Here is a 22,428-nt window from a genome sequence, read left to right on the forward strand (position 1 = left end):
ATAGCCGGGTCAGCCTGCTCACAGGCATTCACCGAATGGATGTCAAACGGCTGCGTAATGAGATCGTCAGTGGCCACGACGAACCCCCGCTGTCCGTATCCATTGGCGCACAAATCGTAGCCCGTTGGACAGCCTATCCAGAATACCTGGACAACAAAGGCCGCCCCTTGCCTCTGCATCGGCTCGCCAGTACCGGGGGGGCCATGAGTTTTGAATCGTTGGTGCGCTCAGTGACGAAGGACATTCGGCCGCGCGCGGTATTGGACGAATGGCTCCGGCTGGGTGTCGCCCAGATCGACGAACTCGGCCGTGTCATGCTGCTTACGGATGCGTTCATCCCGAGCCACGGGCTGGACGAGAAACTGTTCTACCTCGGTAAAAACGTGCACGATCACATTGGCGCATGCACGCACAATCTGACCCGCCTCAATGAACCTCCGCTGCTGGAACGAAGTGTCTATTACGATCGCTTGAGCAAGGATTCGACCCTGATTCTGTCCGCCTATGCCCGCCAACTTTCCAGCCAAGTGATGCAGGCCTTTAGCCAGAAAGCAATGGAACTACAGGAACGCGATCACCAGAATGCCCAGGCTCACTACCGGGTGACCTACGGCCAGTATTATTTCCAGGCTGACGAACAGGAAGAATTGGGCACCAAACCATGAAGTTCTGGCACCAGGCCCTGCTGGGGTTGTTGGCCTTCACGCTGGCCCCGGCGCTTCATGCCGCCAATCCTTGCGAGTCAGGTGGCTCGCCCATCATGCACGATGGCAATGGTGCCGGCGGTACCGGCTTCCGACCCGAAGGAACTGATGGGACTGGACAGGGCGGGACCGGCCTGTCCCCTTACAGAAAGCCAGGCGGAGACGGCAGCGGCAGCGGCGGTACGGGACACACGGTTGAAGTTGACGGGGTCATCACTGGATTCGCCAGTATCTGCGTGAACGGTCTGGAGTTGCATTACCTCCCGACTACGCCTGTCATGATCCAGGGCAAGTCGGGCTCTCCCAAAGACCTGCGCGTAGGCCAGGTCGTGCGTGTGCGCGCACAGGGACGAGGCAGCCAGCTCTCCGTCCAGCGCCTGCATGTCAGACATCTGCTGGTTTCCCCATTGCAGCAGCTCGGTTTGGATGGGATACGTGCGCAAGGACGCAATATCAGCCTGAGTCCCAATGCAGTGTTACCGAATGGCCTCGTCCCAGGCGTCAAAGTCGCCGTCAGCGGTTTTGCGGGTGTGCGTGGACACGTTATCGCCACGCGTTTGGATGTTGTGCCGGACGATACGCCCGACAGTCTCAGCGGCGAAGTCCAACGCAACGCGCAAGGCGAGTTGACGGTGGAGGGCGTCGTGCTGAAGGGGTACCTGCACAAACTCGAGCCGGGCGACATCGTTCGCGCCGAAGGCCGCTATGAGCAAGGCCGGTTGCAGGTCACCCGATTCGAACGTGAGGAGCGCGACATGCCGGTTGACCGCGTCGTCATACAGGGGCGGGTGGGCCATGCCAACAAGTCGGGAATCAACATCAACGGCCAGCACTTCCTGCTCGATTCGCAAACCCGGATCAAACAGGCCCCTCCCCGTGCCGGGGGATGGGCAATAGTCGACGCCGTCCGTACCAATGGCCAGCTCCATGCTCGCGAGGTCGAGGCGCAATCCTTCCCTGGACATGGTTTCGACAAGCCACACCAGGAGGGAGGCTCCTCCTCCAGGCATTCCCGCCAGGACGATAAAACGTTCCCTCAGGAGCCGGAACACGATACGGGCGCGAGCAACGAGTCATCGACTCGGGAAGGTGTCGAGCAGCCAGAAAAACAAGACTCCCCGGTCTCATCGGAACGAGCCGAAAAACTCGAACGTCCGGAGAAGATTGAACGGGTTGAAGCCAACGAACGTCCTGAGAAGGTTGAACGTGTCGAGACGATCGAACGCCCAGAAAAGGTTGAGCGCCCGGAGAAGGTTGAACGCCCGGAAAAAGTCGAGCGACCCGAGAAAATCGAGCGCCCGGAAAAAGTCGAACGCGTGGAGAGAATTGAACGGATTGAACGCCCCGAGCGCGACGATTGATATGCCTGAGCGATCCCAAGACCTTTTAATGCTTGGCATCGCAATCCTTTGCTGGATTTACGCCAAGCCCCGCATCCCGCGTTGGGCGGCCCCCCGGATGTATTTGTCAAAACGGCAACGTTGGTCCGAGGATTCACGGAATGCGTCCTGCCTAAATCAGGGCGTTCTAGAACGCTCTACCCGGATAAACATGCGGGCGTGAACGACATGGCAATCAGCTAAATAGTGTCTTCGCATCGAAACAGCCCGCCCTTGCCAACGCACAGTTGGTCATTCCTCCATTAAAATCTCGGCCACCCGCTTGAAAGGTTGCCATGCGCCTTATTACCCCGATATGCACGCTACTGGCCGCAGTTTGCTCGCCCGTCCAGGCCGCCGACGGAAAATTCAGCGCCAATCTGGGATTCGATTATTCATCCGGTAAATACGGTAGCCAAACCAAGACCGAAACATGGGCGTTGCCGTTAAGCCTGAAATATCGTACCGACGACTGGAGCCTGCGATTGTCGACGGCCTGGCTCCGCGTCAAGGGGGATGGAAATGTCACGCCGGAAGGCGACCCGCTCAATACGTCACGGACCACAGCGATTTCCGAGGGAATGGGCGATATTTCAGCCACCGCCACCTATAACCTTGTGGACGAACGAACTGTGTGGGTGTGGCTCGACATCAGTGGAAAAATCAAGTTCGGCACCGCCAGCACGGCAAAATCCCTGGGAACCGGCAAGAACGATTACACCCTGCAGGCCGAGCTGTTCAAACCCATCAAGAATCAATGGACCCCCTTTGTCAGCCTGGGATACAAGTGGAAAGGGGATCCTGAAGCCATCAACTATCGCAATGTCTGGCTGGGGTCGGTCGGCACCGATTATCGCGTCACACCGTCCCTGTCATTGGGGGGCAGCTACGACTGGCAACAAGCCGTCACCCGAACCAGCGGCCCCATCAGCGAGGCCATGCTTTACCTCAGCTATCGCCTGAATACCGCCAACAAGCTGAATCTGTATGCGGTAGGCGGCTTCAGCCGGGCCAGCCCGGACTGGGGTTCAGGGTTCATTCTTTCTCATCGTTTTTGACTCTGCCCACCATGCTGATCGGCTTCGTCATCCTCTATCTGGTCATCTCCATCGGCGTCGGCATGTACGCCGCCACGCGCGTCCACACCGCCCGGGATTACGTCGTGGCGGGCCGTCATCTGCCGATTTATATCGTCACGGCCACCGTCTTCGCCACCTGGTTCGGCTCGGAAACCGTCCTCGGCATTCCCGCCACCTTCCTCAACGAAGGCCTGCACGGCATCGTGTCCGATCCCTTCGGCTCTTCGATGTGCCTGATCCTGGTCGGCTTGTTCTTCGCCCGCAAGCTCTACCGGATGAACCTTCTCACGCTGACCGACTACTACCGCAAACGCTATGGCCGCAAGGTGGAAGTCATCACGGGCGTGGCCATCATCATCTCCTATCTGGGCTGGGTATCGGCCCAGATGACCGCGCTCGGCCTGGTATTCAACATCCTGTCCCAAGGCGTCATCACGCAAACCCAGGGCACCCTCATCGGCGCTGCCATCGTGCTGCTCTACACGCTCTATGGTGGGATGTGGTCGGTGGCGCTGACCGATTTCTTCCAGATGAGCATCATCGTCGTCGGTCTCTTGTACATCCTGTATGTGGCGTCGGATATGGCGGGCGGACTCGGTCATGTGGTCCAGCATGCCGCGCAGAAAGGGCAGTTCAACTTCTGGCCAGCCGCCAACAGCAAGGACGTCATCGCCTTCATCGCCGCCTGGATCACCATGATGTTCGGCTCCATCCCTCAGCAGGACGTATTCCAGCGCGTGATGTCCGCCAAGAGTGAAAACATCGCGGTCGCCGGTTCGGTCATGGGCGGCAGCTTCTACTTCTTTTTCGCCTTCGTGCCGCTCACCATCGCCTATTCCGCCACGCTCATCGACCCCGGCCTCGTCTCGGGTCTGCTGGACAAGGATTCGCAGATGATCCTGCCGCAGCTCATCCTCAACCACATGCCCGTCTTCGCCCAGATCATGTTCTTCGGCGCCCTGCTCTCGGCCATCATGAGCACGGCTTCAGGCACATTGCTGGCGCCCGCCGTCACGTTCTCCGAGAACATCATCAAGCCCTACCTGCCACACCACAACGACAAGACCCTGCTCCTGACCATGCGCGTGGTCGTCGTGGGGTTCGCCGCCATCGTCACGACGTTTGCGCTGTATTCCGACGCCACCATTTACCAGATGGTGGAAAACGCCTACAAGATCACGCTCGTGGTCGCCTTTGTCCCGCTTGTTTCAGGCCTGTACTGGCAACGCGCCTGCAAGCAAGGCGCCTACCTTTCAATCGCCCTGGGCCTCGCGGTCTGGCTGCCCATGGAAATCTGGCTGCCGGAAGGCTCGGCCTTGCTGCCGCCGCAGTTTGCGGGCTTTCTCGCGAGCCTGACGGGCATGGTGATCGGCTCGCTCAAGCCGGAATTTTTTGGGGGCCGCCGTCCCCATCCTAGACATATGGCATAAGGTCACCTGCATCAGGTGACCTCCTAAACATTCAGCAACCCGTTCCACGTCGAAAAAATTTACATGTTCAACGTCCCTGGCCATACCGGCATCAGGGCAATTCTCCTATCAGTTTGAAATAAAAGGAGTTTATAAAAAAATCGTTCGTTGGCACAAAGAGTGCTTTACTCCTTGGCAATTAGATATGCCGCCTGTTTAAGCATATTTAACCTAGTTGCAGCACCATTTTGCGGATCAGTCCACTTCAACCAAGGAGTCGTATTATGAAAAAAACAGCTCTGGCCAGCGTCCTTGCCGCTACGGCCCTATTCGCGGCAGTGAGCGCTAACGCTGCCCCATTGATTGTCAATACTGCGCTAAGCAATATTTCTACCGCTTTTGACAATGTGATCACCGGCACCGGTTCGACAGTCGTGACGGCACAAGTCGTAAACGGTCAAAGCACCTACAACTACATTGACAAGGACGGCAACGCGGCAACTGTGTCTGTAACGCGCACGTCAAGCGGTGCAGCTGCCTTTCCCAGCGGCGGTTATAGCAGCAATGGCGTCTCTCTGTCGGGAGACACTTGGGACATCAGCCCTTCTTCCAGCGGCTCTGATCCGATTCCCGGTTTCGGTTCCGGCCTCACCTTCACCTTCAGTTCGCCTGTGAATGCATTCGGCTTCGAAATCGGTGACTGGGCCACCTGCTGCATGAGCGGCACGCGACCCCTATCAATCCAGCAGACCTATGGCGTACCGGCTCAAGGTTCCGGTCTGTGGATTGCTTTCGATGGCGGCGCGGCCACCCTGCCTGCCAATGCATTGACCGCCACCGACAACCCTGGCTATGCAGCAGCACAAAGTTTCACCAACTTCATCGGTGCCATCGATTCGTCCGGTTTCTTCTCGAAGGTCACGTTCTTCGGTGATGGCTTCGGCGAGTTCCTGGTTGCCGGCGGCACCCTGCGTTTTGCCTCGGTCCCGAAAGGCTCGGTTGGTGGCTCGGTACCCGAACCCGCTTCCCTGGCCCTGCTGGGCATCGGCTTGGCTGGTCTGGCTACCATGCGCCGTCGCAAGGCTGCCTGAACAGCACACTCCCGGCAACAAACAAAACGGCGACCTTAGGGTCGCCGTTTTGTTTGGATCAGGTGCAATGCATCGAGTTAACGCAAGTACCCCTCATGCTCCAGCTTGAGCAGAATCTGCTGCACGGCCTCATCAATGCCCAGACCAGTCGTATCGATCGCCAACTCAGGCTTCTCAGGTACTTCGTAAGGATCGGACACCCCCGTGAACTCGGGTATCAGACCGGCACGCGCCTTGGCATACAAGCCCTTGCGGTCGCGCGATTCGCAGGTCTCGATCGGGGTGGCGACGTGGATCTCGATGAAGCCGCCGACCGCCTCGATCATGCTGCGCACGTCGCGGCGGGTCTGGCGATACGGTGCGATGGGGGCGCAGATGGCGATGCCGCGGTTCTTGGTGATCTCGGATGCAACAAAGCCGATACGGCGCACGTTGATGTCGCGGTGCGCCTTGGTGAAGCCGAGCTCGGATGAAAGATGGCGGCGCACGATGTCGCCGTCGAGCAGGGTGACGCAGCGTCCGCCCATTTCCATCAGGCGTGCCGCCAGCGCGCGCGCCAGGGTGGATTTCCCCGCGCCGGACAGGCCGGTGAAAAACACGGTGAAGCCCTGGCGTTCGCGCGGCGGACTCTGCCGGTGCAATTCGGCAATCACTTCGGGGAAGCTGTACCAGTCGGGGATTTTCAGCCCGGTCTGCATGCGGCGCTGGAATTCCTCGCCGCTCAGGGTGAGCAAACGCGCGCCGGCAGGTGCTTCGGGTTCGGGCAAATGCTCGGCACGATCTTCCACATACACCATGCGCGGATAGGCGATGAAACGCACGCCGATTTTCCCGGCCAGTTCCGTCACAGGCAGGTCAGCGTGCGTATGGATGAGGTCTTCACCCCGCCGGCAATCACCGTCAGACTGATGCTCTCCGCCTGAGATCAGCAGGCTGCAGCCGTAGTTGCGCGCAATGATGGCGCGCAGCAGCAGGGCGCGGGCGCTTCCCTCGCGCGGCGGAGCCGGCAGCAATGACAACTGGGTCGTGGCAGCCGGGAAGCGTTCGCGGATGGCCAGAAAACTTCTCACCAGGCCGAAGTACGCCGGCGCCTCGGTAATATCCCCACCCACCTGCGGGTGCAGCAGCAGGTTGGCCTCGTTTTCGATCGCACTTTTCAGACAGAATTCGAATTGCGCGCGATGCATCGGCTGGCGCGCCTGCCAGGCCACCACCCGCCGCCAGCCGCGCCGGACAAACAGCGCACGCAGTTCGGCCGGGGTGGCGCGCAGACCGGCAAAATCAGGATGCGGCGGCAGGGCCACCCCCTCGATCGCCCCGCCCAGATGCCGGATGCCGCCAGTTTCCCAAGCGTCGCTGACGGTCAATATAGCAAGCATGAAACCTTCGCCGTCGCGCAAGGCCACCCGATCCCCCGATTTCAGGTCGGCGGCGGCTTTCTGCTTGCTGGCGAGCGTGACCGGCAGGGGCCAGAACGTGCCATCGTCGAGTTGGCTATCTGTTTCGACGCGCTCGCATTGCGTACGTGTCATGAAGCCGGTGAGCGGCGAGTAGGCGCCCGTCAGCAGCATTTCAAGTTCGCACTGCTGCCGCCAGTCCAGATCGAGCGAAGGCAGGCTCAGGGCTTCCTGCTTGAGGGCCGCACTTTTCGCGGGATCGATCAGGTTGACGAGGGTTCCGCCATAAGGTGCGATCAGTTGATTCACGATTCAGCTCCGGGAAAAGATCGCAAAGAATGTAGCAATAAACCGGCCAAGCTCGGCGTCAGACAGATGATTGATGCCGGCCGCCCCTTTACGCCCCCCGCCGGTGTCGAACTGGCTGCACAGCTCGTCCGCGCCGGACTTGGCAACCAGCGGCGCACGCACGCTGACGACATAGCCACCACCCGGCTTGGCCGTGAGCACGGCATGCGCCTGCGAGGGAGACTCGACTGCCAGTTGATTGCCGAATACGCCGGAAATCCGCCGCGCCCATTTCTCGGCGGGGAGCATGAAGATGCGCCCGGCAGCACGCGCTTCAGTCGCGTCCAGGGCAACGGCGCGCGTCATGTCCTCCTGGTAGCCGGTCTTCAGCGTTCGATAGGCGGCCGACTCGGCGATGAAGGCGAAGGGGTCGGCAAACGGACGCATCTGGCGATACAACTCGGCCGGGTCGTAAAACAGGTCGTCGAGCGTTTCGCCATAGCCGTTGTAATTGAGACATTCGCCCAGCGATTGCAGCTGCGCCAACTGGTCAGCCGACAGGTTCAGTGGAGTGGCGGCCTGTCGTGCCGCATCGGCAAGATTGTCGCCGAACGCGGCGGTGACCGCCCACGCCAGATGCTGGCCCTGCAAGTAGCGGTTCACCAGCAGGCTGGTGCAGATGTTGGCGTCGGTATCGATGTGCGGCTCGAAATGGGGATGCACGGGAATGTCGCCCGGCTGGTGGTGATCGAAGTAGCGTACTTCTGCCCCTGCTTCGAGAATCCGGTCCAGCGCGTCACGGTTTTTCGACAGGGCGATGTCGAGCACGGTGACGCGATCGCCTGCGCAGGCCTGAACCCGTTTCAGCAGACTGATATCGCGCTTGGGGCCGGTCACCAGTTCGGAATCGGCGGGATCGGCGAGACGCAGCTGGTGCAGTGCGCAAAGACCGTCGGCGTCGCCGTTGAAAACGTCAATGAGAGGCATGGCGGGTATGGGCATGAAGCCGTTGAGCGGCGCGAAAGTGCGGCCATTGTATGAAGGCAAGCGTTGCAATGACAAGCACATGCAACGCGCTGTAACGTAGCCAGATGACAGGCATCGCAGCGTAATGCTGGCGGTCGGTACTCAGCAGGAACTGCAGGGCCGAGAATTGCTGGCCGTACTTGTCGATCGTGCCGGCCAGTCCGAGGTGCAGGAACAAGGCAGCGAGGGGCAACGAAACCAGTGGGCTGACCAGCCGCAAAATGCGTTGCGCGCCCATTGCAGGCGAAGCGAGCAGGGCAGATGCCAGGAACACAATATAGAGCCAGGCACTCAAGGCCGTAAAAGCCAGCGGCTGCGGCGTAGCCATCAACTCGACCAGATTGTCGGTATCGGCCTGGATGACCACGCCCCAATAGGCCAGGCCCAAGACCGGAAGCGCCGCCCAGAAATGCAGGGCGCTCAATCGCCGCCCGCGCCAGCGGCGCACGGTTTGCGCAGCCAGATAGATCAACGTACCGGGTATTGCGGCTAACGCCACCCAGCGCAATCCGAGCTCCCACTGCCCGGACCAGCCCAGCACCGGACTGCCGGCCAGATCGAAAAGACTCTCATCCGGCACGGCCGCATCCAGCAATAAAAAAGCGATGGCGCCATACACCAGCAGACCCAGGGGCAATTGCGCCAGACGGGCCAGGCCGGACACCGGCCGGCGCGCCAGCCACACGGGCCAGACGGCCAGCCAGTAGCACGCCACCGCGAGCAGCAACGCCGACAGCCAGGCATTATCCTGCCGCAGCAGTTCGCGTACGTTGTACGGTACGAAGGGTGCGTGGGCGGCGCCCCAGAACAGTACGCCCATGCCGCCCAGGACAAGCGGCATCTGCCAGCGCATCCGTGTCGCCGGGGGTGCGGCCGGGGATTCGGGCTCCGCGCGATGAGAATCCCGTGGCATGGTGACATGCCGGGGCGCCCGCAAGATGCGGCGTGCCACGCCATAGCCTGCCAGCCCGCCCAGCCAGGCCAGCAACCAGTCGGTGGTATCGGCGATCTTTTCCGGCAACATCACCTGTCCCAATTCGATGAGCGCAGGCATCCCGACCAGCACCAGCATGGCTACCGCAAATAGTGTGGCCCGCCAGCGCCACGGCTGGCGGGCCACACCCCATGCCAGCAGCCCGCCCAGCGGCGCAAAGAACAACGTCTTGCGCAAGACTTCGGTGATGGCCCGGTATTCGGTGCCGAAGTAATACACCTCGAACGGTACCCGCTGTACGAAGTCGAGCCGGTCTTTGATGAACGCGCCGTCGGTACGGAAATCGAAGGGAAACCAGAACACGAACAGCAGTACCCCCATCCACCCTGCAGCCAGCGCAAAAGGCAGCCAGGTCCCCCACTGCACCGGCGCGCTGTCATGTGCTTCACGTTTGGCTAGACGTCCGCCGACGACACTGCCCAGCACGCCGCCAAGCGAAGCCGTCAGAATGTCGGTCACATCGCTGACGCGGGAAAAGACGAACAGCTGCGCGAATTCCAAGCCGGTCGCCGCGGCCAGCGTCATGCCCCATGCGCGCCACGCACTGCGTGTTCCGTCCAGTCGCCACAGCAAGGCCAACGGCGTCCAGATCAGCGCATCGGTGGCAATTTCATAGACGGCCGTGGCCGGGTCATGCGGCAAATCGCCAAACGGAATCAGCACCACCATGCCGTCCCGCCATTTATGAAAAATCTCGACCAGGCTGATGGTCAGATCGAGCGGCAGGATGTTGTAAACGACGACACCCGCCAGGTATGTCCAGGCCAGACGCTCGGCGAGTGCGGCACGAGCATGGTTGTGCTGCCAGGCTTGCAACCAGTCGACGAACCGCCTGTCTGTCATCCACCATGCCAGCACACCGATGAAACCGCCCAGCGTTTCGGCAAAGATGTCATTCTGCGACACCGTGCGCTGCGGGAAAAACAGCTGGGTGAATTCAATGCCGATGCTCAATGCAGTAGCAGCGGGAATCAACGCCAGTGTGGCCAACAGGTTGTGCAGGCGGCCGCTCCCGCCTGTCATGGCACCCATCCACAGATAGGTCAGCGGAATGAACAGCAACAGATTGGCAACCCAGTCGGCACGCGACCCGATCCCGAGCTTGAGAAACGGGATCGCCCCAAATCGGGCCACGGCGACATCCCATGGCAACGCATGAAATTTGAGCGGCACCAGGCTGCCGTAGATGACAAACAGGGTGTAGCCCAGTGCGACCAGCCACAGCAACGCGCTCGGGTTGGTGGAGGACTGCGCGCGCCCGTTCATGGCCAGGATGAATCCAGTGTGTGCTGCAAAGCGGATGAAACGCTTGCGCCGGGATACGCCGTCGCCTGCCAGTCAGGATAGACAGCCAGCTCGCGAACCAGGTTTTGTGGCAGGCGATTATTTTGCGGATATTGCCCCAACAGGCCCGGCGTCAGGTCCGATACGGCAACGTCCAGTAGATCAGGTCGATAGGCCAAGGCGACGTTGTATGCCGCTTCCCCTCCCTGCAAAGGTGTCGCAGCGGCCATCACATTGGCGAGCACGCGTTGGCGATAGGGCGTGCCTACGGCATGGCGCACCCGGATGCCTGTGCCAGACGCCAGCACGGTGTTGGAGAAAATAGCCATGTCACGCGGCACATCGTTGTGCGGCTGGATATGGATCGCATCGCCATCGCCATTGACGAAGACATTGTCGTAGAGCACCACACGCCCCTCCGCCTGCAATAATGCTTCGCTGGGATTGTGCTGGAAGAAGTTGCCGTAGACCAGATAGCGGTCCTCGCTGCCCGCTCCGGCCAGCGGAAAATGCCCAAGCAGGACGTTGGGGCGTGCCTGCGGCCCAGGTAACGCATCCTGTTTGGAAAAGACGTTGTAGCGAATCACCGTATCGTAGTGATCGGCATGGCCGGCGGGACGGCCAGCTTGATGCTTGATCTGCAGGTTGTAGCCCAGCGTATGGGAAACCCGATTGGCCTCGATCACGCCGCCGACGAAAGGATCCGAACCATCGGCGTCGCCAAGGTACATGCCGGTGCCGACCCGCTCGATACGGTTCCCCCGGATCACCCAGCCGAAGGCCGGACACTTGGTTGAAATACCCACATTCTGTTGCGATGCGGCATGGTCGTGAATGTAAAGACGCTCCAGCGTAATGAAATCGGCATAGTGGCTGTGGCCTTCGGCCTTGACCGCATCCACCGGCTGATTACGGCCATCGAGTTCCAGGTGGCGTAATACCAGATGGCGAACATCGACCAGACTGATCGTATTGGCGCCCGGCCGGGCGAGGAAACGCGGCGGCTCAGCAGGCAAGGCCGCTTCAATGACGATAGGTCGGTTGGCCTCGCCGGACAAATGGCGCAAAGGCAAACCCTGCCGGTAATCGCCTGCCTCCAGCAGTAAGCGGTCGCCAGGTTGCAGGCGACGCACATAATCGAGGTAATCCTGTGCATTCGCACGGTAATCCGTTGCGGCCGCTGTCCCTGCCAGCAAGCAAAGCCATGCTGCGCTGACGGCCCGCCGCATTCAGTCCGCCGTGTCAGGCAAAGGCAATCCGCTTTTAAGCAGATCCAGCTTGCCGTAGAGCACGCGGGTCATGCCTGCCACGCTCTGCCGGCCCGTATCCACCACGATGTCGGCCACTTCGCGATACAGCGGGTCACGTTGCTTGAACAGTTCCCGCAGCCTGGCGAGCGGATTCTCGGTTTGCAGCAAAGGGCGGTTGCGGTCGTGCCGCGTACGCTCATACAAATGCTCGGGCATGCCGCGCAAATAAATCACCACCCCATTTTTTTTCAGATTGTCGCGATTGGCCGCCGAGAGGACCGCACCGCCCCCTGTGGCCAGAACGATGCCAGACAAGCCTGTCAGGTCAGCGATCGCAGCCTCTTCGCGTTTACGGAAACCCGCCTCGCCTTCTATCTCGAATATGACCGGAATCTTGACGCCGGTTCGCGCCTCGATTTCGTGGTCCGAGTCGTAAAAGACGCATCCATAATGCTTGGCCAGCAGCCGCCCCACGGTGGTCTTGCCCGCCCCCATCAACCCGACGAGGTATAGATTGTCTCGCTTGCTCATGGCGCCATTCTAATTGAGAGCGGCCGAATGGATAGCGCTGAACGAACGCAAAAAATCAAGGCGAAAAAAAGCGCGGGACACGCCCGCGCTTTGGATGTCAGCCGCGATTAGCGTATCGACAGACGATCGTCGATAATGCGCGGGGTGATGAAAATAATCAGTTCAGTTTTATTGTCCTGTTTAAATTTCTGCTTGAAGAGATTGCCCAATATCGGCACATCCCCCAGGAAAGGAACCTTCGACACATTGTTGAGCTCAGTCTGGTCGAATATGCCGCCCAGCACGAGGGTCTCGCCATTATTGACTCGAACCTGGGTCTTGACCCGCTTGGTCGAGATGGCCGGTGCCGTAATACCTTGCCCCAGAGACACGGTTCCGGTCGGGTCAACGTTGTCTTTCTGAATTTCAATCGTCATGATGAGCGAATCATTGTTGAGGATCTGCGGGTCTACCAACAAGCACAAGAATACATCCTTGAACGTCACCGTTGCGGGAGCAGTGGACGAACCGGGGGTGATAAAGGGAATCTGGGTGCCATTAAGAATCACTGCGGGTTTCTGGTTGGAGGTCATGACCCGCGGGTTGGACAGAATTTTCCCGCGGTTATCTGCTTCCAGCGCTGATAGTTCCAGACTAAGCAGATTTCCAGTCGACGCATCCAGCAAGGACATGGCGATTTGTGCTGCGCCGGTTCCTGCCGGGAAATTGACCATGTTAGTACCAGTGTTGAACACAGGAACTTGCGCCCGAGCAAACGGATCGGTTGCACTCGGATTAGGAACAGATCCCATCGTCGATGACTGCGGGAAGAAACCTTGCGTGAGGGCGGATGCTTCACTCTGAGCGCCCCCAATGCCAGTCTGGTAGCGGCCAGTACGGTTAATCGCAGCAAGCCCGAGCTTAGCACCCAAATCTCGGCTCCAACCACTTTGTGCGGTGACCACCCGTGCCTCGATCATCACCTGGCGGGCTGGCACATCCAGACGTGCGAGCAGTTCACGAATTTCCTGAATCTTGCGCGCCGTATCAGTGATTATCAGGGTATTGGTCTTCAGTTCATAGGTCGCCCGCCCCCGCTTGGTGAGAATTTTCTGTTCGTTGTCGGCCTGACTTTTTTGCATGTTCTGCATGGCCGAACCCGTCAGGCCTGCCGCTTGGGCGGAGCAGTTCACGGAATTATTTCCAGCCGCATTCCCGCCTGCACCGCCGGCAGCTCCATACAGCATGGTTTGCGCATCATCCGCCCGCATATAGTTGAGTTGGATGTACTCGGTCGTCAGGGGCTCCAGATCAGCCACCTGATTCTTGGCCTCGAACTCCAACTTCTCCTTGGTCATCAATTCGTCTTTGGGCGCGATCCAGATCACGTTGCCGTTCTGGCGCTTGTCGAGGCCCTTGGTCTGCAGGATGAGATCGAGCGCCTGATCCCATGGCACGTCTTTCAGCCGCAGCGTGAGGTTGCCGGTCACGGTGTCGCTGGCGACGATGTTGAGGCCGGTGAAATCGGCGATGACTTGCAGTACCGAACGCACTTCGACGTTCTGGAAGTTGAGCGAGAGTTTCTCGCCGGTGTATTTCACCTTGCCGTCGGCCGTTTTCTTCTGGGCGTCATCGCTCTGTTTGACTTCGACGATGAAGCTGTTGTCGGTCTGGTAGGCGGAGTATTCCCAGCCGCCCTTGGGCTGGATCACCATGCGCGTGTTGTCGCCCAGAGTATAGGTTTCGACGGTCTGTACCGGGGTACCGAAATCCGCCACGTCGAGACGACGTTGCAAGGCCTTGGGCAGTTCGGTGCCGATGAAGTCGACGACGACGCCGTTGGACTGCTGGCGGATGTTGATCCCGGCCTGGGCGTCGGACAGGGTCGTCACGATACGCGCCTCGCCCGCCGCGCCGCGCCGGAAATCGACGTCGCGAATCGTGTGACGCGCGCCATCGGCCGCCGCTTCGGCAAAACGCGGGCTGACATTCACGGGCGCAGCACTGGCCCCGACATCGCCCAGGGCGATCAGAAGGGATTTGCCGTCCACGCTGGCTTCATACTCAACCGATTTGTTCAGGTTGAGTACCAGGCGGGTCCGGGTCCCGGCTTGCACCACATTCACGCTCGACAGCGGGCCAAGATTGGCTTCGACGGTGTTGCGACCTAGCGCATTCCCCGTGTCGGGCAGGTCGAGTGCGATGCGCGGCGGATTCCCGACCGTAAAGCCGGCCGGTGTGGCAGCCAGCGCCTTCTTGAGATTGACGCGTACCACGACTTTGCCGCCAGGCAAGGTCGTGGTTTCGACGCTTTGCACAGCATTGCCCGTGGGCGGTGCGTCGGCAGCGCGCACCGTGAACGGCAGCACCAAACCGGTGAATAGGATGAGCCCGAACAGGTGGCGGGTCATTTTCTGGGCAATTTTCGGCAATGCATTCATGTCAGCCTCTTTGAAATTCAGTACTACAAATCATTCCTGCAAATTCAGGGTGCTGGTACGCTCCGACCAATCCCCGGCGCTATCCTGGACAATTTCACGCAGCGTCACTTCGCTATCGCTGATCTGCGTGACCAGGCCGAAATTCTGGCCCATGTAATTGCCCTTCTTGATGTGGTAAATCGCATTGTCCGGTGTCTTGATCACCGCCTGGTTGACCCCGTTCTGTGACAATACGCCCACCATTTTCAGCGTCTCAAGCGAGAACGCTTCCAGAGGCTCCTTCGGCCGGGTGAGATCGGGCTGCATCCCGCCGCCTCCGCCGGTCGAGAGCTTTCTCGGCTTGAAGGGATCGGGCAGATCGAAGGCCGCATAACTGAACGGCTCGTAAGCCTTCACCTCCGGCAGTGGATCGATTTTCCCTTGCATGTCCTTGCCGGTTTCGGCGACGAATCGGTGCAGATCGTCCATGTCGCCGCTGCCGCAGCCGCTCAAACCGGTGACTATCAATACGATGGCCAAGCGCTTCATTTCTTTTGCTCCTTGGCTTTTTGTTTCCGGGCGATGGCCTCGTCGTCGTCCAGGTAACGGTAGGTCTTGACGATGGCGTCCATATTCAGCACGCCATCCTTCGCCGGCTGCATGGAAATATCCTGCAAAGTCACGATGCGCGGCAGCTTGGAGACATCGCTGACGAAGGCGGCGATGTCATGATAGCCGCCGGTCACTTTGACCTGGATGGGCGTTTCGGCATAGAACTCGGACACCGTCTCGGCTTGGGGCCGGAACAGGTCGAACTGCAGGCCGCGCCCCAGACCTGCCTGGTTGACGTCCGTGATCAGCGCATCCATTTCCTGCTTGTTCGGCAATTGCTTCAACAACGCGCCGAACGCCTGCTCAATGTCGGCCAGCTGCTTTTTGTACGCATCCAGATTGATGGCCTGATTCTTCTTGGTGGTGAACACGCTGCGCAGCTCGGTTTCCTTCTGCTTCGCGGTATCGAGCGTTTCCATTCCGCCGCGCCAGTCGAACCACCAGCCTGCCAGCACGATCACCACGCACAGGAATGCCAGCGCAACGAGCTTGGTCGGCAGCGGCCAGTCGGCCAGCGTCTTCAGATCGAGTTTATTGAGTTCGTCCAGGGTCATGCCTTGCCCCCCTTGTCATTCGCGCTGTCCGGTTGCTGATGCGTCTGCTTGACGGTCAGCACGAACTCGTTGGCGCGCAGATTGTTCACGGTGGCGGCCTTGATCTCGACCAGCGTGGCCGATTCGAACCAGGGCGAACCGTCGAGATTCCGCATCAATGTGGAAACGCGCGCGCTCGACTGGGTATAGCCGCTGATCGTGACGATATCGCCCGCCTGTTTGAAGGACTTAAGATAGAGACCGTCCGGAAGCAGGCGGATCATCTGGTCGAACAAATGGACGACTTCGGTACGGTTGGACTGCAAGGTTTCGACGACCTGCTTGCGTGCCAGCAGTGCCTGCGTCTGTTCACGGATTTTCTTGATTTCGCCGATCTGGCCGTCAAGCTTGGCGATTTCCTGTTCCAGATAAGCATTGCGCGCTTCCTGGTTTGACTGCCGTGCGGCAATCACGCTATGTCCCAGAACGACAACCAGTACACCCGTCGCAACGGCAATGCCAAGCAGGATATTGAACTGGCGTCGCCGGGCGGCACGCGCAAGTTCGCGGTGGGGGAGGAGGTTAATGCGGATCATTGTGGGTCAAACCTCCGCATGGCGAGGCCGCAAGCGACAAAGAGAGAAGGCGCATCGGCGGTCAATGCCTGAGGCCGGATTTTGGAGCCGACGGCCATGTTGGCAAACGGGTTGACCACCATCGTCGGCGTGCCCGTGCGCTGCGCGACCACTTCATCGATGCCGGGAATCATGGCGCCGCCACCGGCCAGCAGGATCTGGTCGACCTTGCGATACTGTGTCGAGGTCGTGAAGAGCTGCAGGGCACGGCCGATTTCCATGGCCAGGGTTTCACTGTAGGGCTGCAGCACCTCCATGTCATAGCTCTCGGGCAGCGTGCCCTTGCGCTTGGCATTTTCGGCCTCTTCGCTGGTCATGCCGTAGCGTCGCGAGATTTCGTTGTTGAGCTGGTTGCCGCCAAAACCGTGTTCGCGCAGGTAAACCGATTCGTTGTCGTTGAGGATATTGATGTGCATGTTCTGCGCACCCACGTCGATGATCGCCACGGTCTGTCCGGCACCGCTATTGGGCAGCAGGTGGGCAATCTGTTCGTAGGCGGTCTGCGTGGCATACGATTCGACGTCCATGATCAGCGCCTTCAGGCCGGCCGCCTCGACGGCCGCCACGCGATCCTCGACCTTTTCCTTGCGTGCCGCTGCAAGCAGGACCTGCATATCGTCCGGGCTGCTGGGCGACGGGCCGAGCACCTGGAAATCCAGATTCACCTCATCGAGCGAAAAGGGAATGACCTGGTTGGCCTCGGCCTCCACCTGGTTCTCCAGGTCGATCCCCTTGAGGCTGGCCGGGGCCAGGATCTTTTTGGTGATGACGGCCGACGACGGCAATGCCAGGGCCACATTCTTGATCCGCGTCCCCAGATCCCTCCAAGCGGTCCGCAAAGCATCGGCCACCTGATCGAGATTGGCGATATTGCCGTCTGTCACGGCATCCTTGGGCAAGGGCTCGATGACGTAGCGTTCCACCCGCAACATGCCTTTCCCTGCGTCGGACAACTCCACCAGTTTGACCGCAGTCGTACTGATGTCGAGCCCCAGGATGGGCAGACCCTTGGCAGACAGCCAGTCTAGATTGATATTCAGGTGCAAGAGTTTTCCTTTACACTTCTGTGGGTTGGCGCTTTTTCTTATTATTGTTTTTAGATGCTAGCAACAACACACGGTTTTTAACAGTTTTTTTCTTGCGACTACATTGGAGTTGAACATATGTGTCCAATTTCCAACACCACTAACGCCTATAATCGGCGGAAACTTTAGGCATCGCAGGGCAGATTCGAACAACACGCCGGCGCATGGGGGCTCCCAAGTACCCTGCGCGGCACGTGACGAATCCATGTGCATAAGAAACAGCGGGTTATCGAGACGGACCCGCCGCCCCACCCGGGGCTCGATATTGGGTGCGGATTTCCAAATGTATGGCGTCTCCAAAGAAGGAATCGGATGTTTTCGAAATGGTGGCATTACGCACTGGCATTGATTGTCAGCCTCGGCGTCGTCGGCACGGCACTGGCCGGATTGGCTGCAGCCCTGATTTACCCGAACCTGCCGCCGCTCGAAGCGCTGACAGACTACAAACCCAAGCTGCCATTGCGCGTCTTCACGGCTGACGGCGCCCTGATCGGCGAATTCGGTGAAGAACGCCGGGCCTTCATCGCCATCGATAAAGTCCCGACCTATATGAAGCAGGCGATCATCGCCGCTGAAGACGAGCGCTTCTATGAGCATGGCGGGGTCGATACGCTGGGCGTGCTGCGTGCTGCGATGTCAAACCTGGTATCCGGCGGCGCCAAGGAAGGCGCCTCGACCATCACCATGCAGGTAGCCCGCAACTTCTTCCTGTCGAACGAGAAGACGCTCACCCGCAAACTGTCCGAAGCCATGCTGGCGATGAAGATCGAACACAGCCTGTCGAAGGACAAAATTCTCGAGTTGTACCTCAACCAGATTTATCTCGGCCAACGCGCCTACGGCTTCGAAGCTGCCGCGCGCACTTACTTCGGCAAGCCGATGCGCGAATTGTCGCTGGCGGAATTCGCCATGCTTGCAGGCTTGCCGAAAGCACCGTCTCGTTACAACCCTGTGGTCAATTTCCCGCGCGCCAAGGCACGTCAGGAATATGTCCTGGGGCGGATGCGCGCGCTCAAATTCATCGACCAGCCGACTTGGCAAGCTGCTGTCAAACAGAAACTGGTCATTCGCCAGGCACGCCAGCAAACAGACGTTTCGGCTGACTACGTCGCCGAAATGGTGCGCCAGGCCCTGTTCGAGAAATACGGCGAATCCATCTACAGCTCAGGCTACAAGGCCGTCACCACGCTACGCCGCGCTCAACAGGCCGCGGCCGATCTCGCGGTCTGGCAAGGCATTGCCGATTACGACCAGCGCCATGGCTATCGCGGCCCAGAGAAGGAAATCAGCCTGCCCGCCGACAAAACCGAGCGCGAAACGGCCATCGCCAGCGCTCTGGAAGATCTCGCGCCGGTCAGCGACATGCAACCGGCCGTGGTCGTCAGCGTCACCCCCAAACTGATCCGCGCCCAACTGGATGACGACACGGTGGTCGACATTTCGGGCACCTCGCTCAAATGGGTGGCCAACTGGGTGGCAGGAAAAAAAGGCCGGCAGCTCGTCCCCGGAGCAGTTGTGCGTGTGCAGGCGACGGGCAAGCCGCAGCAATGGCGGCTCGCGCAGCTTCCCGAAGTGGAAGCCGCACTGGTGGCCCTGAATCCGAATGACGGCGCCATCACCGCCTTGGTCGGCGGTTTCGATTTTCACCGCAACAAATTCAATCGCGTGACACAGGCCTGGCGACAGCCGGGATCGAGTTTCAAGCCGTTCATCTACTCGGCCGCGCTGGAAAAAGGCTATACCCCCGCCACCATGATCGACAACATGCCGTTGACGCTCAGTGCCGACGAAGCCGGCGGCACCGCCTGGGAGCCGCAGAACTACGACGGCGACACCAGCGGTCCGGTGCGCATGCGCACGGCACTGACCAAATCGCTCAACCTGGTGTCGATACGCATCTTGCAAGGCATCGGTCCGAACTACGCGCGCGACTACATCCGCCGCTTTGGTTTCGATCCCGCTCGCCATCCGCCTTACCTCACCATGGCGCTCGGGGCCGGCAGCGTCACCCCGCTCCAGTTGGCTGCGGCTTATGGCGTCTTCGCCAACGGCGGTTTCAGCGTCAAACCCTATCTGATCGACAAGGTCTACGACAAGGATGGCCGCCTGCTGATGGAAGCCAAACCGCAAACGGTGGGCTCGAACGCGCCCCGCGTAATCGATCCGCGCAATGCCTGGCTAATGACAAACATGATGCAGGACGTGGTGCGCTACGGCACGGGTGCACGCGCAGGCCAGCTTGGACGCAGCGACATCGCCGGCAAAACCGGCACGACCAACGATGCACGCGACACCTGGTTTGCCGGTTACACGCCTGACTTGGTGGCTATCGCCTGGATGGGGTACGACCAGCCACGTTCCCTCGGCCGACACGAAACCGGGGCGCAATCTGCGCTCCCGATCTGGATGGGATTCATGGGACCGACGCTGAAAAACATGCCGCAGCATGACTGGACCATGCCCAGCGGCATCATCAACGTGAATATCGACCCGAACACCGGTACGCGTCTGCCCGACACCCTGATAGGCGAATTCCTGGGACATATCCTGGGCGCGACTTCAGGCGGCATGGTTGAACATTTCTACCAGGAGTTTCCGCCGCCCGACGCGCCGCCGGCCGGATGGAGCACAGGCACCGAGACGCCATCGGATCCCGCGACCCTCCTGCATGGAACCGGAACGCCGCCATGAAACATCAGGATATGCGCCGCCGCATCGCCCATGCCGCGGCCCGCATACTGGCCGAGGACGGCAGCCTCGATTACGGCAGCGCCAAACGCAAGGCGGCGCGCCAGCTCGGCGCACCCGACAGTGGCAATCTGCCGGACAACCAGCAGATCGAAGAAGCGCTACGCAGCTACCAGGCCATTTACCAGACCGACGAAACCCGGGCGCAACTGACACTGCTGCGACAAACCGCGATCGAATACATGGAACAGCTCGTGGATTTCGACCCTCACCTTACCGGGTCGGTACTCAATGGGACGGCCGGCCCGCATGCCGACATCAACCTGCAACTGTTCACCGACCACCAGAAAGACGTCGAATTTCTGCTGATGCGCCTGCCTGCAGCCTATCAGGCCGGTGAATACAGAGCCTCGGACACCCCGGGGCGAATCTATCCGCGCTTCATGATCGACGATCCACGGGCCCGGGTCGATCTGGTCGTCTACCCCGCCTCCGAACTGCGTAACATGAAACGCCTGCAAGCCGATGGCAGCCCGCGTCGCTTGCGCTTGCCACAGGTCAGGACGCTCATTTGATCATTCTCATTGCCGCATGCTCTGGCATGGAAGATGCTCACTCACCCTCCATGGTTCTTATGAGTGAACGGCTGTGATCAGATTTTTCCGGCACTACGTGCCGCTGAATTTATTGCTGCTGGTATTGATCGAAACGCTGATCCTGGGCGGGTCGATCTACGCCGGGGTAAGCGCCCGCTTCCTGGATGGCAGCGTGATTCCGCCTGAGCTCGACCCTCTGCTGCCCAAGGCCCTGACCTTCGCCGTCGTCATGCTGGGGCTGATGACCGCAAGCGGACTATACGATCTCGAATGGCAGGGTGGAGTACGTGCCTTGCTGCAGCGCCTGGGCCTGAGTTTCGGACTGGGCCTGGTGACCATGAGCCTGCTGTTCTACTTCTTCCCCGCTTTGCTGGTCGGGCGGGGCGCTTTCCTTCTGTCTTTCGGACTGGCATTACTGGGTATTTTACTCAGTCGTGCCCTGTTCATTCGCTGGGCACGCGTCGGCGCGCTCAAGACCCGCGCCCTGGTGATCGGCACCGGTAGCCGCGCCGCCCATGTCGAAGCCATGCTGGCCAAGCGTTCCCGCGCCAGCAATGTCCAGGTCATCGGCTATCTGCCGATGGGCGGTAGTCATCATTTCGTCGATCATGCTCGTATTCTCGACACTCAGGAGCCGCTTCCCGAGTTGGCGCTTCGCCTGCAAATCAGCGAAATCATCCTCGCCGTGCGCGACCGCCGCGGCGGCGGCATGCCGGTGCAGGACCTCCTCAAGTGCAAGCTGTACGGCATACGCATCCTTGAGTTGTCGAGCTTCTTCGAACGCGAGAATGGCCATCTGCAACTCGACTCGATGAATGCCAGCTGGATGATCCTGTCCGAAGGGTTTCACCAGGGCATGCTGCGCGACACGGCCAAACGCCTGTTCGATCTGCTGGTGAGCGCCGCCATGCTGGTCGTCTGCCTGCCGATCATGGCCCTCGCGGCCCTGCTGATCAAACTGGAAAGTCCGGGGCCAGTACTCTACCGTCAGGAACGCGTCGGACAAGGCTGCCGCAATTTCACCATCCTCAAGTTCCGCAGCATGTGCGTCGACGCCGAAAAAGACGGCAAGCCGCGCTGGGCCGGCCAGAACGACAGCCGCGTCACACTCACCGGACGTTTTATCCGGCGCACCCGCATCGACGAGCTGCCGCAGATCTTCAACGTTTTCTTCGGCGACATGAGTTTTGTCGGCCCGCGCCCCGAGCGCCCCTATTTCGTGGCGGACCTGACCCAGAAAATCCCCTATTACGGCGTACGCCACACCGTCAAACCCGGTATCACCGGCTGGGCGCAAGTGCGTTACCCGTACGGCGCGAGCGACGAAGACGCCATGCACAAGCTGCAATACGATCTCTACTACGTCAAGAACCACAGTCTGTTCCTCGATCTCATGATCCTGTTCCAAACCGCGCAAGTCGTGTTGTGGGGAAAGGGCGTGCGCTGAG

18 protein-coding genes are annotated in these 22,428 nt (G+C 60.0%); 8 read left to right on the forward strand and 10 right to left on the reverse strand.

Annotated elements, in window-relative coordinates:
• The 5 genes from ABT23_RS10265 to ABT23_RS10285 all read left to right on the forward strand — a co-directional run.
• The coding region (locus ABT23_RS10265; protein WP_296634585.1) for a DUF6502 family protein at positions 1-665 on the forward strand (665 nt) is incomplete at its 5' end.
• Complete coding sequence (locus ABT23_RS10270; protein WP_296634588.1) at positions 662-2,065, forward strand: DUF5666 domain-containing protein; 1,404 nt, start codon at positions 662-664, stop codon at positions 2,063-2,065. The genes ABT23_RS10265 and ABT23_RS10270, both read left to right, overlap by 4 nt.
• Positions 2,066-2,379: 314 nt before the next feature.
• Positions 2,380-3,141, forward strand: a complete 762-nt coding sequence (locus tag ABT23_RS10275; protein ID WP_296634591.1) for a hypothetical protein — start codon at positions 2,380-2,382, stop codon at positions 3,139-3,141.
• Positions 3,138-4,592 carry a sodium:solute symporter family protein gene (locus ABT23_RS10280; RefSeq protein WP_296634594.1) on the forward strand — a complete coding sequence of 485 codons (1,455 nt, stop codon included), beginning with the start codon at positions 3,138-3,140 and terminating at the stop codon, positions 4,590-4,592. The genes ABT23_RS10275 and ABT23_RS10280 overlap by 4 nt, the downstream gene beginning before the upstream one ends.
• Positions 4,593-4,855: 263 nt before the next feature.
• Positions 4,856-5,662 (forward strand): PEP-CTERM sorting domain-containing protein, encoded by an 807-nt coding sequence (locus tag ABT23_RS10285; RefSeq protein WP_296634596.1) that lies wholly within the window; start codon positions 4,856-4,858, stop codon positions 5,660-5,662.
• A 77-nt stretch (positions 5,663-5,739) separates the two neighbouring features.
• Here the strand turns inward: ABT23_RS10285 and cysC are convergent, their stop codons facing one another.
• The 10 genes from cysC to ABT23_RS10335 form a co-directional block, all read right to left on the reverse strand.
• Positions 5,740-7,368 (reverse strand): adenylyl-sulfate kinase, encoded by a 1,629-nt coding sequence (gene cysC, locus ABT23_RS10290; protein ID WP_296634600.1) that lies wholly within the window; start codon positions 7,366-7,368, stop codon positions 5,740-5,742.
• 3 nt (positions 7,369-7,371) lie between these two features.
• Positions 7,372-8,334: an acetyltransferase gene (locus ABT23_RS10295; protein ID WP_296634603.1), complete on the reverse strand. Its 963-nt coding sequence runs from the start codon at positions 8,332-8,334 to the stop codon at positions 7,372-7,374.
• Complete coding sequence (locus ABT23_RS10300; protein ID WP_296634606.1) at positions 8,321-10,633, reverse strand: VanZ family protein; 2,313 nt, start codon at positions 10,631-10,633, stop codon at positions 8,321-8,323. Before ABT23_RS10300 ends, ABT23_RS10295 begins: the two co-directional genes overlap by 14 nt.
• Positions 10,630-11,847: a hypothetical protein gene (locus tag ABT23_RS10305; protein ID WP_296634609.1), complete on the reverse strand. Its 1,218-nt coding sequence runs from the start codon at positions 11,845-11,847 to the stop codon at positions 10,630-10,632. The genes ABT23_RS10300 and ABT23_RS10305 overlap by 4 nt, the downstream gene beginning before the upstream one ends.
• A gap of 33 nt (positions 11,848-11,880) precedes the next feature.
• Complete coding sequence (locus tag ABT23_RS10310) at positions 11,881-12,432, reverse strand: shikimate kinase (protein WP_296634611.1); 552 nt, start codon at positions 12,430-12,432, stop codon at positions 11,881-11,883.
• A gap of 107 nt (positions 12,433-12,539) precedes the next feature.
• Positions 12,540-14,852, reverse strand: coding sequence for a type IV pilus secretin family protein (pilQ, locus tag ABT23_RS10315; protein ID WP_296634613.1), 2,313 nt, complete (start codon positions 14,850-14,852; stop codon positions 12,540-12,542).
• A 30-nt stretch (positions 14,853-14,882) separates the two neighbouring features.
• Complete coding sequence (locus ABT23_RS10320; RefSeq protein ID WP_296634616.1) at positions 14,883-15,380, reverse strand: pilus assembly protein PilP; 498 nt, start codon at positions 15,378-15,380, stop codon at positions 14,883-14,885.
• Positions 15,377-15,997 carry a type 4a pilus biogenesis protein PilO gene (gene pilO, locus ABT23_RS10325; RefSeq protein ID WP_296634620.1) on the reverse strand — a complete coding sequence of 207 codons (621 nt, stop codon included), beginning with the start codon at positions 15,995-15,997 and terminating at the stop codon, positions 15,377-15,379. The genes ABT23_RS10320 and pilO overlap by 4 nt, the downstream gene beginning before the upstream one ends.
• A complete protein-coding gene (locus tag ABT23_RS10330) occupies positions 15,994-16,572 on the reverse strand; it encodes a PilN domain-containing protein (RefSeq protein WP_296634621.1) in 579 nt (192 codons plus the stop codon). Before ABT23_RS10330 ends, pilO begins: the two co-directional genes overlap by 4 nt.
• Entirely contained in the window at positions 16,569-17,657 is a 1,089-nt protein-coding gene (locus ABT23_RS10335) for a pilus assembly protein PilM (RefSeq protein ID WP_296634624.1), read from the reverse strand. The genes ABT23_RS10330 and ABT23_RS10335 overlap by 4 nt, the downstream gene beginning before the upstream one ends.
• 351 nt (positions 17,658-18,008) lie before the next feature.
• Here ABT23_RS10335 and ABT23_RS10340 point away from each other — a divergent pair, with 351 nt between their 5' ends.
• The 3 genes from ABT23_RS10340 (at position 18,009) to ABT23_RS10350 (ending at position 22,427) form a co-directional block, all read left to right on the forward strand.
• Positions 18,009-20,387 (forward strand): penicillin-binding protein 1A, encoded by a 2,379-nt coding sequence (locus ABT23_RS10340; protein WP_296634626.1) that lies wholly within the window; start codon positions 18,009-18,011, stop codon positions 20,385-20,387.
• The gene (locus ABT23_RS10345; protein WP_296634628.1) at positions 20,384-20,959 is read left to right on the forward strand and encodes a hypothetical protein; all 576 of its coding nucleotides are present in this window, start codon (positions 20,384-20,386) and stop codon (positions 20,957-20,959) included. Before ABT23_RS10340 ends, ABT23_RS10345 begins: the two co-directional genes overlap by 4 nt.
• A gap of 73 nt (positions 20,960-21,032) precedes the next feature.
• Positions 21,033-22,427 (forward strand): TIGR03013 family XrtA/PEP-CTERM system glycosyltransferase, encoded by a 1,395-nt coding sequence (locus tag ABT23_RS10350; protein WP_296634631.1) that lies wholly within the window; start codon positions 21,033-21,035, stop codon positions 22,425-22,427.
• Position 22,428 lies beyond the last annotated feature (1 nt).

This window comes from Thiobacillus sp. SCN 63-57 (assembly GCF_001725555.1).
GTDB lineage: Bacteria > Pseudomonadota > Gammaproteobacteria > Burkholderiales > Thiobacillaceae > Thiobacillus.